This is a genomic window from Negativicoccus succinicivorans, assembly GCF_018372215.1.
Lineage (GTDB): Bacteria > Bacillota > Negativicutes > Veillonellales > Negativicoccaceae > Negativicoccus.
Genome location: NZ_JAHAJN010000001.1, coordinates 122,032 through 138,320, shown reverse-complemented (window position 1 = coordinate 138,320; position 16,289 = coordinate 122,032). Strand labels below are relative to the sequence as shown.

Here is a 16,289-nt window from a genome sequence, read left to right as displayed (position 1 = left end):
TTTCGCTTTTTTAGCAGGTGCTTATGATTTGTTTTTTGCACGGAAATACTGCAACCAGCGCGTTACCGTATCTAATGTTGTACCCGTAAACTGATCCCCTTCAATTAATCGAGCCAACTCCTGCGCGCGTTCTGATTCCGGAATCGATACCAGGTGCGTTTGGGTACGCCCACCGTTGCTTTCCTTGTAAAGGTGGTAATGCGTTTGTGCAATCGCTGCGGTCTGTGCTAAATGCGTAATGCATATTACTTGGGTATGCTGTCCCAGAGTATGAATTCGCTCTGCTACTCGTAGCGCCGCATTACCGCTGATGCCGACGTCGATTTCATCCAAAACAAGCGTCGGCAAATCCATTTGCGCCGCAAGAACCGTTTTTAAGGCCAGTGAAATTCGTGCCAATTCTCCCCCTGAACCAACCTCACTAAGTGGTTTTGGCGGCTCACCGACATTAGCGCTAAACAGAAGCTCTGCCTCAGCTAAGCCTTGCGGAGTTAACGTATCTCCGGGAATGAGAGAATATGACAAGCTGCCATTCGGTAAATCCAAATCGCGCAATGCGATTTCGATTTCTCCGCTTAGTTCCGCCGCAGCGCGATATCGCGTCTCATTCCAAGCATCTCTGGCCGTCTGAGCCTCTTGAAAAGCGGCCGCTGCAGCTTGTGCTAATGCGTCACCGGTTTCCTGCGCATTTTCAAGCTCCATAATCTTTTTTTGTATGGTCGCTTGGTAAGTAAGAACCTCTTCCAGTGTATCGCCGTATTTTAATCGCAAGTCTTTTAAAATCTGGGCCCGTTCCTGCAACTGATCCAATCGCTCCGTAGAGTACTCGATTGTATAAAGACTCTCCTGTAAATTACGTGCGACCTCTTCTACATTATAAAAAGCAGTCTCCAAGGCCTGCACGGAAGGCAACAATGCCTCATCGAAACTGCTCGCCTTTTGCAGCTCGTTTAATGCTTGTGAAATTGTTTCCAGGCTTCCTCCGGAAGCATTTAATAATTGACTTGCCATTTGCAATGCAGCCGTGATCTTTTCCGCATGCGTCAGTCGTTTAATTTCCGCTTCGATATCCGTATCCTTTTCAGGATTGATTTTAGCGGCAGAGATCTCTCTTACTTCTTTATTTAAACGTGCTAGAAGTGTTTCACGTTCCTCTTCCTGCTCTAAAAATTTACGCTGACGTTGGACCGCTTGCTGCCAAGTTTGATAGGTTTTGTGATAAATTGCTTCCGGTTGTCGACCGTCACGATTGAAGGTGTCCAGCACATGCAGCTGGTATCGATCGGATTGCAATTTCAAATTGTCGTTTTGCCCGTGAACATCGACTAATAATGAGCCTAAACCTGCAAGGGTTCGCAAGGAAGTGAGCATACCGTTAGCCAAGATTTGTCCTTTACCGTTTTGTGATAAACGTCTAGAAATAATTAATGGCTCGTCATCTGCCAGCGGTATATTTTGTTCAATACAATAGGTTTGAACGGAAGGCATACCCATGACATCAAATTGAGCGGTCACAAAAAATTCTTCCGTACCAGTTCGGATATAATCGACAGCAGCGCGATTTCCCAATGCAATTCCCAACGCATCTAAAAGAATCGACTTGCCGGCACCGGTTTCTCCAGTAAAAACCGTCACGCCTTCCTTAAGCTCAATATCCAGTTGTTCTATGAGCGCAAAATTGCGAATATGTAACGACTGGAGCACAGCAGCTCACGCCTCTCGTAAAAATGAATACAGACGATCTTTTACTTTCTTCGGATCTTTTCCTTCCGCAACGACCAAAAGGATAGTATCATCCCCTGCAATCGTACCGATAATTTCCTGAATATCGGTATTATCCAAGGCATAGGCAACTGCTTGGGCAGAGCCGGGTAAAGTTTGAATTACGACCAGATTCCCGCTGTACTGAATACTGGTAATAGTTACTTGAAATAAGCTGATAAACCGATCTTTTGCAAATAATGCCGGCTGCTCGGGGGAAACCGCATAACGGTAACGACCGTCTTCCGTTGGTACTTTAATAAGCATCAGCTCTTTGATATCTCGTGAGATCGTAGCCTGCGTTACACTGACGCCCTCACCAGCAAGCGCTGCTGCCAACTCTTCTTGCGTTTCAATAACTTCTTTTTGAATAATATCCCGTATTTTCGCGTAACGATATTTTTTCTTCATGTTCTAAAATCCCGTCCATTCTATAGCAATTATTGCGCAGCGTGATAAATAGATTTGGTTAATTTGGGGAATAATAAGCGGAAGAAATTTTGATCGGAAAAATAAACAAAAGGTAATGAATTAGGATGTCGAGTGATCAAAAGCTTTTTTTCATTCGTAAAATAAAAAGATTCGTTGCCGTCGATGGATGCATATAGGTGTCGTTCCCGTTCCGGCATGGTGATGGTAACTTCGTCATCGGCATTCAGCATCAGCGGCGAGCTCTTCAAAAGATGCGGACAAATCGGAATGACCATCATATTGGTTAAATTAGGATGCATGATCGGGCCACCGCAGGATAGCGCATAACCGGTAGAACCGGTTGCGGTTGAGACGATAATGCCGTCAGCGGGGTACTCTTCTACAAACACGTCGTTAACGTATAAGCGCAATCTGGCCATACGTCCCGGTCGGCTGCGACCGATTACCACTTCATTCATGGCGGCGGGAAGCTGCTGAACTTGACCGCTTTCGTGCAGAATGGCCGAAGCTAAAAGACTGCGGTGCCAGATTTTATAATCGCCCGCTTTGATTTGTTCCAGACGTGTATCCAATTCGTCCGGTTCAATCATATTTAAAAAGCCCAGCTCTCCTAAATTAACACCGCAAAGCGGAATATCATACGGCAGTAACAACTTGGCTACGCTGATTAGTGTACCATCGCCTCCGAGCGTAAATGCCATATCCATAGAGTCCTGCATTTCCTGCAGGGAAGCCCAGCGATTATCGGTGAAATGGTACTCTCGCTGCTGCGCTTCTTCACGATAAGAATCAATGATGTAGAAATCTATATCCGCATTCTTCAAGTATCGGCACAAATCATTGACATGATGCTCTATATTTTTTTTAGATAAATTTGGAAAAATTCCTACCAGCATAATGATTAACCTCTCTTTACTGCGTCAGCTGTATGATCGTCTGTTGCCAATTAAAAAAGTTCGATGGCGGTACTTCCTTACGCAGCCATGTTAAAAATTCTCGATTACCGTCTGCTCCGTGAATCGGCGAATCTGTTAAGCCCCAAATGAAAAATCCCAACTGTTCAATGGCCGATAAAACGTTAATCAGCACTTCGCGATGAACGGCAGATGATTTAATGACACCGCCCTTACCTACTTTTTCCGGTCCGGCTTCAAACTGCGGCTTAATTAAAATCACAGCATCACCGCTATCTTTCAATAATGGATATGCAGGCGGCAATATTTTTGTGACAGAAATAAATGAAACATCGCAACCAATGAAATCGAGCGGCTCCGGAATCAGGTCAGCGGTAACGTCACGCATATTAGTGCGCTCCAGATTGACGACTTGAGGAGAATTACGCAAGGACCATGACAACTGCCCATACCCCACATCGACTGCATACACTTTCGCCGCCCCATGTTGGAGAGCGCAATCGGTAAATCCCCCGGTAGAGGCCCCGATATCAAGCATAATTTTACCATCCAACAGTAATGAAAATACTTCTAACCCTTTTTCCAGTTTGAGCCCGCCACGACCGACATAGCGAAGCGTCGGCTTGCGCAGACGAATGGCTGCGGTCAAATTGACTTTCGTCCCCGGCTTATCAATCGGTACATCGTCCACCAGGACATCTCCCGTCATAATATAACGTCGTGCCTTTTCACGACTTGTAAAGAAACCTTTATTGACCAGCAAGAGATCTAATCGTTCCTTGAATTTCATATCAATACCACAGGTAGTAAGAATATGCTACCGCAACTCCCAACAATGCGCCGGCAAAAACTTCCAAAGGTGTGTGTCCAAGCAATTCCTTAAATTTCACATCATTAAACGGATGACCTGCCATAAACTCATGAATCAACTCGTTTAAAAACTTGGCCTGTTTGCCGGCCGCCCGACGCACACCGGCGGCGTCGTACATAACAATAGTGGCAAAAAAGAATGCCAGCGCGAAGATGTTGGAACTGATTCCTTCCTGAATTCCGATCGAACAACAAAGAGCTACTACCAAAGCGCTGTGTGAGCTCGGCATACCGCCGGACCCAACTAAGCGTTCAACATCAAAACGATGGTGCTTTACTAAAAATAAGATGACTTTTATGATTTGCGCAATAAGCCATGCGCTAAAGGCAGAGAGAAATACGACATTGCTTGCAATGTCACGAATGTATAATTCCAAGTCTATTTCTCCTTACATCATTCTTCGTAATAAATAGTCAGGGAACTTCGCCAAATAAGTATTTTGCAAATTCAATTCGTTCACAATTTCAACCGCTTTTTGCGCTTCTAATTGTGCCCCTTCCTGCGCTCCCTTCAGGCCAAGCATCTGTACATACGTAGACTTCGACTGCTTTTCGTCCTGACCGACACGTTTGCCGAGTTTCTCTTCGTCGCCGATTTTATCTAAAATGTCATCGACAATTTGAAACAGTAAGCCGAGATGACGACCTAATACAATAAGCTTAGCTTGTTTTTCTGCATCCATTTCAGCAATAACACCGGCCATTAACAATGGAGCAGTGATGAGACGTCCGGTTTTAAGTTCATCCATAAATCGCAGTTGCGAAATGGTTTGGTCATGCCCTTCCGCTTGCATATCAATAATTTGTCCGCCTACCATCCCATCGGGACCGGCTGCCTCTGCCAAAATTTGCACTAATTGTAAACGAATAGTGGGAAAAATATTTTCGGACTTGGCTATAATTTCAAAGGCTGCGGTTAACAGTCCGTCCCCTGCCAGCGTCGCAATCGCAGGCGTAAATTTTTTGTGATTGGTCAGCCTGCCGCGACGATAATCGTCATCATCCATACATGGTAAATCATCGTGAATCAATGAATAGGTATGCACACATTCAATGGCTGCAGCGATATTTAAATACGGATCCAAGGGAACATCAAATGCTTCCAGTGTGCTGAGGAAGAGAATGGGGCGAACGCGTTTACCGCCCCCCAAGAGGCTGTAGTTCATTGCTTCAAACAACACTTTATAGGCATCATCTTGCGGCTTCAAAAGTGTGTAAAGAGCAGTTTCAACAGCCTCTTTTTGTGTCTCTAAATAATGTTCAAATGGAATCATTGCCGACTCCGTCCTGTACACTTTGTAAAGCAGTGAGTTCGCTGCGGTAGCTTTCCGCAAGTTCACCGTATTCCGTCAACAGGCTGTCTCCGACACGAGCAAGTTCCGTACCCTCTTTAAATAAGGCAAGCGCCTGTTCCAATGTGAGCTCACCGCTTTCCAATGTCGAAGTGATTTCCGTCAGTCGTTGCATGATTTTTTCAAAATCCTTAGATTCAGAATTCATCGCTTTAAAATCTCCTTCACTTCCGCTACGATGCTCACTTTTTCACCAATAATCGTAAGTTCTTCGCCAAGGTGACATTCGGTAAGCGCGGTAAGGCGATGTTGGTTTTGCTCCAACCAAAAGTAACCGTTACGAAACATTTCTTCAGGAGACAACTGCATCAGTTTCCGCGTTTGCTCCTGTTGACGGCTCTTTTCTTTTTCATATAATGATTGCGCTGCTAAAAACAAACGCCATTTGTGTCGTTGCCAATTTTGAGCTGATACTAAATGGCTTTGTGTCACTCCGGTTTGAGCAAACTTCCGAACGAGTTGATGCCATTGGTAGGTACGCTGTTTATCATAATATTGCCAAGCAGTCAACAAGCGTTGCAGAGTATGCTGAAAGGCAACGGCGATCTCCGTCAATGCAGGAACGGCAAGTTGCGCGGCATGTGTCGGCGTCGCGGCACGAACGTCAGTGACCAAATCAAGCAACGGGTGGTCGTTTTCATGACCGATTGCTGAAATCGTCGGAATACGCGACTGGAACGCTGCGGTCAAAACCGTTTCATTGTCATACGGTGCAAGTTCTGCCTGTGAACCTCCTCCGCGAGCAATAATTAATATATCGCAAAGTTCCTTTTCTGCATTAGCAGATATAATGGCATCCGCAATTTCCTGCGCCGCCTCGGCGCCTTGTACACGTGTTGGAAACACGGTAACCTTCACGAGTGGGTTACGCTGGCCGATCATACGTTTCAAATCATGCAAAACCGCACCTTCCGGAGAAGTCACAATACCGATCCGCGAAGGATGAGTCGGTAATTTTCGCTTGCGTTCCCATACGAAAAAGCCTCGAGCACGTAAGTCTTCCACCATTTTTTCTCGTGCCAATGTTTGTGCGGATTTACCTTTAATATTTACACGATCGGCAACCAACCGCAAGCTTTGGTATGCTGACTGATAGTTCAGCTTACCTGAAACAACTACCATTGCGCCGACCTGGATCATCTTTTCAAATAAACGCGCTTTACTTGCCCAAAGAACACAACTGATACGAGATGATGTTGCAGGGTCTTCCAATGAGAAAAAAAGATGCCCTCGCGCCGAACGTCCTGTTTCCGCTACTACGCCTTCAATCCATAATGATTGCAGGAGATAATCCGTATTTATTTTTTTCTCGAGATAGGATGTTACTTCCGCTACTGTTTGAATGCGCATAATTGATATCTCATCGCGGCGAACGCATTGCCGGTGGCATTGTCGCTGCTGTATTCCGGTGCTGCAAGAAATGGTTGCAAATGAAGATTTCTTAAAATCTCCGAAAACTCATTGCGCAAATACATGTTTGCAAATACACCGCCGACCGCAATAAAGGGACGTCCTTGTTCAAAATTTAAACGCTTCGCAGTACGGGCTAAAATACGACAAATGTAATCGAATACGGAGACCGCTAAATCCTGCTTTGAGAGATCCCCCTTCTCATATACTTTGCGCAATTGCGTTTCCGCACCGGCAAAACTGAGTGAATCCAGTCTTCGCGGTAGCGACAAGCGATACGAAAGTTTCCCTTGTTGCGCCAACCTTTCCAAAGAAGGTCCGGCAGGAAAAGGCAAGCCCAACATGACGCCAATGCGGTCGATCAACTGTCCGGCGGAAATATCGTCGCTCGTAGCCAGCTCGGCAATGGCAAGTCCCTCCGTTTGCCATTTCACTTCCAACCAATCGGTAGTGCCGCCGCTCAGATGCAGCATATAAAGTGGCTCCTGCCAAAGTTCCGGGTAGTCGCGAATGGCTGCAAAAACGTGATTTTCCTGATGACTGAAGCGGTGCAAAGGAACACGTAAGACACTTGCCAGCGAATGCGCTGTTCCTAATCCGGCCAAAAAAGCCGGCATATAGGAATCTTCCCGACGACGCGGAACAGCGGACACGCCAATCACATCTATCCTTCCGGCGTATTCTTGCCGCAATTGCATGATCAACTCCGGCAAATTACGAACATGTTGGTAAAGCATTTCGGATTGAGAAAGACCGCGTTTTCCCGCCTTAACCTTCAAAAGGCGTCGTGCTTGTGTCACGACTTCGAATTTTTCATTGACAATAGCTACGGATGTAGTGTAACAACTGGTATCAATGCCGAGTGCATGCATAATCAGGAATCTTTCATGGCAGCATCCAATACGCCGTTAACAAATCGTACGGCTTCATCGGTAGAATATTGGCGTGTTAAATCTAACGCTTCATTGATGATAATAGCTGGTGTCAGCTCCTCGTCCTCAATATATTTGCTTTCCGCAATCGCCATCCGCAGTAGCACCAGATCCACTTTATTCATTTGTGCAGTGTTCCAGTTTTTACTGTATCGATTGATAAGAACATCAATCGCCGTTCGATTTTGATCAACAGCAGTGATTATTTTTTGCGCATATTCATCATGACCGCTACTCTCCTGATCCGGCAATACAGACTCTTCCGCATCGGGATTGATTTCACGACTGTAGAGCAATTGCAAAGCCTGAATTCTGGCTTGTCTTCTGGTCATATTGGTTCCTCATTCACAACGGTTTCAATATAAATCTGCACTTCTTTGATGGTAATGCCCTCTTCTTCTTTCCACTTTTGAATGATTTCTGACTGCAGCTTACGGCATAGAGGAATGATTTCATAACCGTAATACAAAATCAAGGAAACGGCAATATACCAACCATCCTTGTGTTTGCTTAAAACAATGCCGTGAATCAGCTTACGGCGACTCATCGGTAGCGATGTCATGAATTCATCCATCATATGTTCTGTAATGGCGGCAACACCCGGCTCGGCCATGATCCTATCACGAATCTTCGTGGCCATCAGGCTGTATGCCAACTGCATATTTACGTCGGTAGCTTTGTTATTTGGCGCCATCGTCTGACACGCTTTCTATCGGTTCAAAAGCAATGCTTTGCACATATACATTGATGGCCAGTATGGTAACCCCTGTATACTTTTCCAAAGTGCTGCGTACCGCCTCCTGCAATCGCAAAGTAAGGTCAGGGATTCGCAAACCATACCTCACACGAAGGTAAAGGTCCACTTTTACTTCGTTTTCATTGGAATCAATCGATACTCCCAGTGTATTCGGATCCTTTCCGAACATGGAGCTGATGTCATGGATTAATGTGGACTCCATGCCAACAATATCCGAAAATTCTCTGGTAGCTATTCCCACAATAGCTGCGAGAGCCTGATCGGATATTTGAATATCCCCCCACTCGGTATGTTCTGCTGCAAGTGACATGGATCTCCTTTGATGTAACAAAAGCGATGAAAATCATCGCTTTTGTAGACTTCTAAAATTATGCACGCTCGATGTAGGCGCCTGAACGGGTATCAATTCGCAAAACGTCGCCCTCATTAATAAACATCGGCACCTTTACAACGTATCCTGTTTCCAATTTCGCCGGTTTCGTACCGCCTGTAGCCGTATCTCCACGAATTCCCGGGTCTGTTTCAACTACCGTCAAATCTACAGAGTTGGGCAGCTCAACACCGATAATTGTGCCGTTAAAGAAAAGCACCGTGATTTCCATATTTTCTTTCAAGAAATTCAGGGCTTCCGTTAACTGATCTTTCGTCAGCATAACCTGATCATAGGTTTCTGTATCCATGAAATGGAAGCTGTCACCGTCTGCATAAAGATATTGCATCGGGCGGCGATCCACTTGCGCTTTCGGTAATTTTTCCCCCGCGTTAAAGGTGCGTTCTATGACCGCACCGGTTTGCAAGTTTTTGATTTTGGCACGTACGAAAGCGGCCCCCTTACCTGGTTTAACGTGCTGGAAATCCACTACCTGCCATACTTGATTGTCAATTTCAATCGTTACACCTGGGCGAAAATCGTTACTAGAAATCATCTGTTAAGCCTCCACTTCAAATACTCTATTGACTTTTAAAGCTCCATTAATTCATGGGGAAAAAGCGTGATTATCTCAGGTTCTCCCTCTTTTACCACTACTGTATCTTCAATCCGTATACCGCCATATCCGGATATATATATCCCTGGCTCTACGGTAACTACCATATTAGGTTCCAATACGGTTTCACATTTCGGTGATAGTGTAGGTAACTCATGTATTTCCAACCCTACCCCATGGCCAAGCGAATGAATGAAATATTGATTCAGCCCTGCCTTCCCGAATTCCTGTCGCGCAAATGCATCGATAGTGTGGACCGCTACACCGCTTCGAACTTTTTTTACACTTTCTCTTTGTACGTGTGCGACCGCGTCATATAATTGTCTCTGTCGATCGCTCGCTGAACCGATCACAAAGGTGCGTGTCATATCGGAATGATAGCCGCGATACACTGCGCCAAAATCGATCGTCACGAAGTCACCGATCTCAATGCGCTTGTCGGTTGCCGTACCATGCGGCAATGCGGAACGTTTACCCGAAGCAACAATCGTAGCAAACGCGGTATGTTCCGAACCATGCGCAAGCATGGCCTGTTCCAAAGCAATACGTACTTCATTTTCGGTGCGTTGTGCTGCAATCTGCGGTAAAATATCATGTAACGCGTTCGCCGCTATTTGTGCGGCTCTTTTTAAATAGTAAAGCTCCGTATCTTTTTTGACTTGACGCAATGGATCTAAATCGATGTTATTTATGACTAGTTCAGGGCACTGTTCTTGCAACTTCCAATATGCCATTACCGATAATGAACTTGCTTCTACCGATAATAAGGATATATTTTCCTCTTGTAAGATTTTACTGATGGTGGCATATAATTGTCCTTGATGATTGATAACCTCCCAACCTTCAGCCTCTACCATCGCCTGTTCCGTGTACCTAGAATCGGTGATTAAAAGACACCTTCGCGGTGTAATTAAAAGCTCTGTACTATCACCGGTAAAGCGGCTCAAAAACCTGACATTTTCATCTTTATGCACCCAAATGGCAGAGTGTTCTTGCGGTTTGGGAAGGTGGGTTTGTCCTACCATGTATAACGCCTTCCTGTATATTTATTCAATATAATATTACCATAAAAAGTATTGAAAAACTATGATTTTAACTTACAATTTCTTTAAATGATGCGTATCATTTAAAAGTGCCAACAAGTTTCGATCACCATAATATTCGATCATGGTGACATTGGCATTTGCCTGCCGAAAATTCCATGCAAGATCCAGATCCAATCCCAGTAAAGTGCATAAAATACAGCGAATGGTGCCACCGTGGCATACAATAGCTACCGCCTCATCCGGATGAGCGCGAGTGATCTCTTCGATCGTTCTTGCGGCGCGCTGTTGAAGATCACCAAAAGACTCGCCGTTGGAGATACGCACGCTTGATGCATTGGCATACATATGCTCAATACTTCCCGGCCACCTGGAATTAATCTGCTCGTAAGTAAGACCTTCCCAATCACCGAAATTGATTTCTCTTAATCCGGAACGCAATTCAACAATAAGACCTTTGGCGTCGGCCAAGGGTTGTGCCGTTTCCACTGCTCGTTCCAAATCACTCGCATAAACGGCATCTAAAGGTAAATCAGCAAAATAATCCACCAGACATTGTGCCTGCCGACGCCCTAAATCGCTCAGCGCGACATCAGTCACGCCCTGATACTGACCGGAAAAATTCCAAACGGTTTCACCGTGACGAATCAAATAAAGTGTAATCACCTGGATCGCGATACCTCCTTAGAAATCGCCGTAAACAACCTGTCATTGGCGGCCGCTTGGCGAATAGCAATCCGCACATGGTACGCATCAAGGCCGTGGTAATTATCACAATTGCGAATCATTAACCCCTTCGCCAATAAGCGTTCAGTAAGTTCAGCGGCAGTGATTTTCCCTTGTAAGTTCAGCAGAATAAAATTAGCCGTGGGCGGATATACAAAAAATTCCGAAAGCGCTACATAGTTTTCATATACGCGTTCTTTTTCCTCATAGACAAATCGTTGCGTATTTTGAAAATATTCTATATCATTAAAAGCCGCTTTTAAATAGGATGCGGTCAGCGCATTGACATTCCAAATGTCGAGATCGGCATACACCGTTTCCGCCAATTGAGGCGCAGCAAACATGACGCCGGCGCGCAAACCGGGAATACCCCAAAATTTTGTCAATGAATGCAATACTACAAAGTCATCGCATTTACCGAGAAGACTTCTGGCCGTATCCAAATTAGGATTAAAATCAATAAATGACTCGTCTACTAAAACACGGGCGCCACGCGTACGTGCTGCTTGCAACCACTGCTTTAGTTGGCTTACATCGGTATACACGCCGGTCGGATTGTTAGGCGAACAAATGCAAAGGACATCCCCCTTGTTCATCTGCGTCAAGCTGTTCGGAAGATCTTCCCAAGCAATTTGGCGTATTTCCGCTCCGACCGCAATGGCCGCCCGTGAATATTCACTAAATGTCGGCACAGGGATCCAGACGGTAGCCGGTCGCCAATACCTGAAGACAGTAAATAAAAGCTCTGTAGCCCCGTTGCCAAGCACAACTCCAGCCTCATCGTATTGGTAAAATCGAGCCACTGCTTTTCGTAACGTGCTATTATTCGGTTCCGGATAATGCAAAGCCAAGGTCGGCCAATCCTGTAACGCCTCCACGCCTTCCGGCGAAAGGCCTAACGGATTGATATTGGCACTGAAGTCTTCTACTTGCTCCCGTACAGATGGCGGCAAGGCATAAATATTGCCGCCATGTTGAAACGAAGCATAAAGTGCATCAAGATCTATGGACAAAATGTATGCCTCCATTATAAACTTTTACGCAGTCTAAAAATGTCAGTGTATTGCCAAACTCAACCGCCAGGCCACTACGAATATCTTCCAGCTTTTTAAGATCTGTCAACAGCAACCCGCAAACGGTGCCACTGTGCGCAACAATAACACCATTAGATCCCAACTCTTTTCCCCATGCATGCAAATCCGCTAGATACGGACGCGGCAATATTTCCTGATTGGCATAGGCGCTCATCGTAGCAGCTGTTCCAATTTTTATCATATCACCCTTACGTAAACCTTCTATCAATAGGGTAAGGGCTTTTTGTATTTCTTTTTCCTTAATAGCACGCTTATTGATCAAGTCTTCCCGGGCGTTAAACTCCACGGTGTCAATCACTCCACCTTGATCAAAAATACAAATATAAGCTTCCGGAAAATGACCGAGCGGCCGTAAAAAACGCCCTTGCAAATGGTCAAATTGAACAATGCCCGGATAAAATGTGGCATCGCTGGGTTCAATTGACAGTGCTAAACGCGCCAGCTCCTGCATCGACAAATGCCGCTCGGCGGCTAAGGCAACCGCTAAACAAACCGCACTAATATCTGCCGAACTGGAGGCCATCCCCTTACCATCCTTCAGTTCAGAGTACAGTACCACATCAATATCCTGCACAATCTTTAAGTACTCTTTAGTCAACGTTACAGCTTGTTGCGCTTTATACGGAAGCTCATGAGTATGGGCAATTGTTTTGGGCCAAGCTGTTGCGATGGAGTATCGTTCAATAGGACAAGTAACTAAAAAGTTTTGTCCGTCAATTTGCCCCTGAATTAATTCACCGCATGCTCCCGGAGATTTTACAACAAATTCCATACACCGATCCGTTCCTGCAATAGCCAAGTCAATAAAATAACAATTTCAGATGTCTCTGTAATGGCACCGTAAGTATCACCGGTAACGCCACCTAACTTTTTGACGAAATGAATATTCGCCCATTGCATCCAACCAAAGGCAAAAAGCATCGGTAAAATGCTTTTAAGTCCTCCCACCGGGATCGCCAATAAAAGGCAAGCGGTAGCTACCTGTAATGTGTATGCAGGAGCATTGTCCGCAAACGCCTTCCCCATTCCTTGTGTCCGTGCGTAAGGAAAACGTACAATAGTCCAGCTCATCAGCCAGCGACTGATCAGCGGCATGATGATAAGTAACGGCCAAAGCGGTCCGGAGATATTCATATACAAACCGATTTTTAACAACACCAAAAAAACAAATCCGACAATACCCTCCGAGCCGACGCGGCTGTCTTTCATTATCTCCAGCATCCGTTCCCGGTTGCGACCCGAGAAATAGCCGTCACACGTGTCCATAAATCCGTCTGCGTGTAAGCCGCCGGTAATAATCATTTCGGCTAAGACAAGCAGTACCGCCATTAAAAACGAATCTATCCAACTTGCGGTGAGCCAATACAGCAGCGCAAGAAAAATTCCGATGACCAAACCGACTAAGGGGAAATATGCAACGGAAGCACCGAATTGATCATCCGGCCACACTTCCTGACGAACGATTTTAAAACGTGTTAAAAATTGTAATCCGATTAAAAAAGGTTTCATAATTCACCCAGCAGTAATAGCAACGTGATACAAAGCGTCCCGAGAAAAGTACTGGTGTACATTAACTGCACTGTCTTACGAATATGAAAGCGCTGAATTTTCTCATGTGGATCGCCCATGTAACTCCGAAATTCCGTTTTCCCCTGGTATTGATTATAGCCTCCCAGACGAATCCCCAGTGCGCCCGCAACAGTGGCTTCACTGTAACCGCCATTCGGACTGGGATGTGTATGCGCATCGCGACGCATCATCAACCATGCCTGCCGAGCTGAAAATCCCAGTGCGGCACTGCTCACCAACAATAATCCTGCCGTCAAACGAGCCGGCACCCAGTTGACCACATCATCCAGCTTTGCAGCCGCGCGACCGAAATACAGATACCGCTCATTCTTATATCCCACCATCGAATCCATGGTATTGATCGCACGATATAGAGCAGCCCCCAACGGTCCCAGCAACCAAAAATAAAACAACGGTGAAATGATCCCATCGACAATATTTTCTGCTACGGTTTCAATCGTAGCGCGGGCAATTTCACTTTCTCCAAGATGTGCCGTATCACGCCCCACTATCCAACTTAATTGACGACGTGCTTCTGGAAGATTTTTATCGGCAAGGCAACGATAAATTTTTTTTGCATCACGAGCTAAAGCCTGTGGTGTGATCGTGATATAAAGGATGAAAATACAACCACTAATGTATGCTGTATAATGAATTTCCGCCAAAATAAGCAGAACAATATACACCGGTAAGGCCACACTCAATAAAACGGCGATGACCAAAAATACGCCGTCATAAATTGTTTTTTTTACACCGACTCGGGGGCGAAAAAAAACAGACTCCCAAAAACTTATCGCTTTGCCGATCAAAACAACCGGATGAAAGCGACTGCGAGGATCACCGATTAAAGTATCCGCTAACAGAGCCAGAAATGGCACTGCACAATATAAATAGGCTGTCATTTTATGACATTTTTCGTCGGTGCAAATTCCAGCAATTCATACACCAAATCCATATTCAATGCTTCGCGAACCGTAGCGGCTAAGCGGTCATATTCGGATTCTTTATATTCCTGTAAACGAAATTGCACCGGAAGTGACGCTAAACCTTTTTTCTTTCGTAACGCGTTCAAAATGCCTCGGCGCAATTCATCATTATCAAAAATGCCATGAATGTAGGTTCCGAAACAATTACCGTCTGCGGTTACTAAGCCGTCCTGGATATCAACTTCATGCAAGCTGCGTTCAGTAATGTGAAAAGCAGCCGTGTCATGATGGGTAAAAACGCTTTTTCCCATGTGGATTTCGTAGCCCGCAAGGTCATCCCAATTCGCATGTAAATCTAAAAAAGAAAAATCGCGACAGGAGAATTTGACCTGATTGGTAGTTTTAGTTCCTGCCATCTCTGTGGAAAGCGGTAAAAGTCCGATGCCATCGATGCGGTCGTATTTGCTTTCGACGTGTTGCGGATCCGTAATCTCTTCGCCCAACATTTGGTAACCGCCACAAATTCCTATGACAGGTGTACCTTCTTTAGCAAGACGACGAATTTCATCTACATAACCAAACTGTTGCAGATACAAAAGATCTTCTGTCGTATTTTTGCTGCCCGGTAAAATAATCACATCCGGATGCCCGATACTGTCACCGCGACGAACGTAACGCACTTCTACATCGGGTTCATGACTGAATACGTCAAAGTCCGTAAAATTGGAAATTTTCGGTGTTTGTAAAACTGCGATTTCAAGTTCTTTTGCCTGTGCTGAAAGCTTTTTGTCTGCCAAGGATACGGAATCTTCGTTATCAATCCCCAAATCTTGCAGATAAGGCACCACTCCAAGCACGGGAATTTTGGTTTTCTCTTCCAAAAAATCGATGGCAGGTTCCAATAACTTAATATCACCACGGAACTTATTAATAACAATTCCTTTTACATGGGCACGTTCTTCCGAAGACAGTAATTCCAAAGTACCTACCACAGCAGCCAGCGCGCCACCACGATCAATATCGGCGACAAGAACAACCGGCGCATTCAATTCCAGCGCTACACGCATATTGACAATATCTGTCGCTTTGAGGTTCACCTCAGCGGGACTTCCCGCGCCTTCAATCACCACTACATCAAAATGGTTCCGCAGATAATCCACACTTTCTTTGACTTTATCCCACGCAGTCAGACTATAGTGTTCATGGTATTCACGCGCACTGTAAACTCCAACCGGTTTCCCCATTAAGACAACTTGAGATGTCTGATTTCCGGATGGCTTTAAGAGCACGGGATTCATTTGCACGATGGGATCCATCCCCGCCGCTTCCGCTTGTGCGACTTGCGCGCGGCCGATCTCATCACCGGCCTTCGTAACGTAAGAATTCAAAGCCATATTCTGTGCTTTAAATGGTGTCACACTATATCCATCTTGCAATAAAATACGGCACAACGCTGTCGTTAAAATGCTTTTACCCACATGCGAGCTGGTGCCTTGAAACATAATTGTTTTTGCCAT

The 16,289-nt window shown here is 45.3% G+C and carries 20 protein-coding genes; all 20 read right to left on the bottom strand.

The window, feature by feature from the left end; translation table 11 throughout:
* Window positions 1-21: 21 nt before the first annotated feature.
* Entirely contained in the window at window positions 22-1,704 is a 1,683-nt protein-coding gene (recN, locus tag KIB08_RS00715) for a DNA repair protein RecN (RefSeq protein WP_303988388.1), read from the bottom strand.
* Between the two features lie 6 nt (window positions 1,705-1,710).
* Window positions 1,711-2,172 carry an arginine repressor gene (argR, locus tag KIB08_RS00710; protein ID WP_303988387.1) on the bottom strand — a complete coding sequence of 154 codons (462 nt, stop codon included), beginning with the start codon at window positions 2,170-2,172 and terminating at the stop codon, window positions 1,711-1,713.
* A 29-nt stretch (window positions 2,173-2,201) separates the two neighbouring features.
* On the bottom strand, window positions 2,202-3,089 hold the full coding sequence (locus KIB08_RS00705) for an NAD(+)/NADH kinase (protein WP_303988386.1): 888 nt from the start codon (window positions 3,087-3,089) through the stop codon (window positions 2,202-2,204).
* A 16-nt stretch (window positions 3,090-3,105) separates the two neighbouring features.
* Complete coding sequence (locus KIB08_RS00700; protein ID WP_303988385.1) at window positions 3,106-3,897, bottom strand: TlyA family RNA methyltransferase; 792 nt, start codon at window positions 3,895-3,897, stop codon at window positions 3,106-3,108.
* 1 nt (window position 3,898) lies between these two features.
* Complete coding sequence (locus tag KIB08_RS00695; RefSeq protein WP_303988384.1) at window positions 3,899-4,354, bottom strand: divergent PAP2 family protein; 456 nt, start codon at window positions 4,352-4,354, stop codon at window positions 3,899-3,901.
* Window positions 4,355-4,366: 12 nt separating this feature from the next.
* Complete coding sequence (locus KIB08_RS00690) at window positions 4,367-5,251, bottom strand: polyprenyl synthetase family protein (protein ID WP_303988382.1); 885 nt, start codon at window positions 5,249-5,251, stop codon at window positions 4,367-4,369.
* Window positions 5,238-5,477, bottom strand: a complete 240-nt coding sequence (xseB, locus tag KIB08_RS00685) for an exodeoxyribonuclease VII small subunit (protein ID WP_024049228.1) — start codon at window positions 5,475-5,477, stop codon at window positions 5,238-5,240. Before xseB ends, KIB08_RS00690 begins: the two co-directional genes overlap by 14 nt.
* Window positions 5,474-6,679 (bottom strand): exodeoxyribonuclease VII large subunit, encoded by a 1,206-nt coding sequence (gene xseA / locus KIB08_RS00680; protein WP_303988378.1) that lies wholly within the window; start codon window positions 6,677-6,679, stop codon window positions 5,474-5,476. Before xseA ends, xseB begins: the two co-directional genes overlap by 4 nt.
* On the bottom strand, window positions 6,661-7,611 hold the full coding sequence (locus KIB08_RS00675) for a glycoprotease (RefSeq protein ID WP_303988376.1): 951 nt from the start codon (window positions 7,609-7,611) through the stop codon (window positions 6,661-6,663). Before KIB08_RS00675 ends, xseA begins: the two co-directional genes overlap by 19 nt.
* 2 nt (window positions 7,612-7,613) lie before the next feature.
* On the bottom strand, window positions 7,614-8,003 hold the full coding sequence (nusB, locus tag KIB08_RS00670; protein ID WP_303988374.1) for a transcription antitermination factor NusB: 390 nt from the start codon (window positions 8,001-8,003) through the stop codon (window positions 7,614-7,616).
* Window positions 8,000-8,365, bottom strand: coding sequence for an Asp23/Gls24 family envelope stress response protein (locus KIB08_RS00665; protein WP_303988372.1), 366 nt, complete (start codon window positions 8,363-8,365; stop codon window positions 8,000-8,002). Before KIB08_RS00665 ends, nusB begins: the two co-directional genes overlap by 4 nt.
* Window positions 8,352-8,738 carry an Asp23/Gls24 family envelope stress response protein gene (locus KIB08_RS00660; RefSeq protein ID WP_303988370.1) on the bottom strand — a complete coding sequence of 129 codons (387 nt, stop codon included), beginning with the start codon at window positions 8,736-8,738 and terminating at the stop codon, window positions 8,352-8,354. Before KIB08_RS00660 ends, KIB08_RS00665 begins: the two co-directional genes overlap by 14 nt.
* A gap of 58 nt (window positions 8,739-8,796) precedes the next feature.
* The gene (gene efp, locus KIB08_RS00655) at window positions 8,797-9,354 is read right to left on the bottom strand and encodes an elongation factor P (protein ID WP_034436143.1); all 558 of its coding nucleotides are present in this window, start codon (window positions 9,352-9,354) and stop codon (window positions 8,797-8,799) included.
* 35 nt (window positions 9,355-9,389) lie between these two features.
* The gene (locus KIB08_RS00650; protein WP_303988368.1) at window positions 9,390-10,439 is read right to left on the bottom strand and encodes a M24 family metallopeptidase; all 1,050 of its coding nucleotides are present in this window, start codon (window positions 10,437-10,439) and stop codon (window positions 9,390-9,392) included.
* A 72-nt stretch (window positions 10,440-10,511) separates the two neighbouring features.
* Window positions 10,512-11,123, bottom strand: a complete 612-nt coding sequence (cobC, locus tag KIB08_RS00645) for an alpha-ribazole phosphatase (RefSeq protein ID WP_303988366.1) — start codon at window positions 11,121-11,123, stop codon at window positions 10,512-10,514.
* Window positions 11,120-12,196, bottom strand: a complete 1,077-nt coding sequence (locus KIB08_RS00640; RefSeq protein WP_303988364.1) for a pyridoxal phosphate-dependent aminotransferase — start codon at window positions 12,194-12,196, stop codon at window positions 11,120-11,122. The genes cobC and KIB08_RS00640 overlap by 4 nt, the downstream gene beginning before the upstream one ends.
* A complete protein-coding gene (locus tag KIB08_RS00635) occupies window positions 12,180-13,049 on the bottom strand; it encodes a GHMP family kinase ATP-binding protein (protein WP_303988362.1) in 870 nt (289 codons plus the stop codon). Before KIB08_RS00635 ends, KIB08_RS00640 begins: the two co-directional genes overlap by 17 nt.
* Window positions 13,034-13,786 carry an adenosylcobinamide-GDP ribazoletransferase gene (gene cobS / locus KIB08_RS00630; RefSeq protein ID WP_303988360.1) on the bottom strand — a complete coding sequence of 251 codons (753 nt, stop codon included), beginning with the start codon at window positions 13,784-13,786 and terminating at the stop codon, window positions 13,034-13,036. Before cobS ends, KIB08_RS00635 begins: the two co-directional genes overlap by 16 nt.
* Window positions 13,783-14,748 carry an adenosylcobinamide-phosphate synthase CbiB gene (gene cbiB, locus KIB08_RS00625; protein WP_303988358.1) on the bottom strand — a complete coding sequence of 322 codons (966 nt, stop codon included), beginning with the start codon at window positions 14,746-14,748 and terminating at the stop codon, window positions 13,783-13,785. The genes cobS and cbiB overlap by 4 nt, the downstream gene beginning before the upstream one ends.
* The gene (locus tag KIB08_RS00620) at window positions 14,745-16,289 is read right to left on the bottom strand and encodes a cobyric acid synthase (protein WP_303988356.1); all 1,545 of its coding nucleotides are present in this window, start codon (window positions 16,287-16,289) and stop codon (window positions 14,745-14,747) included. The genes cbiB and KIB08_RS00620 overlap by 4 nt, the downstream gene beginning before the upstream one ends.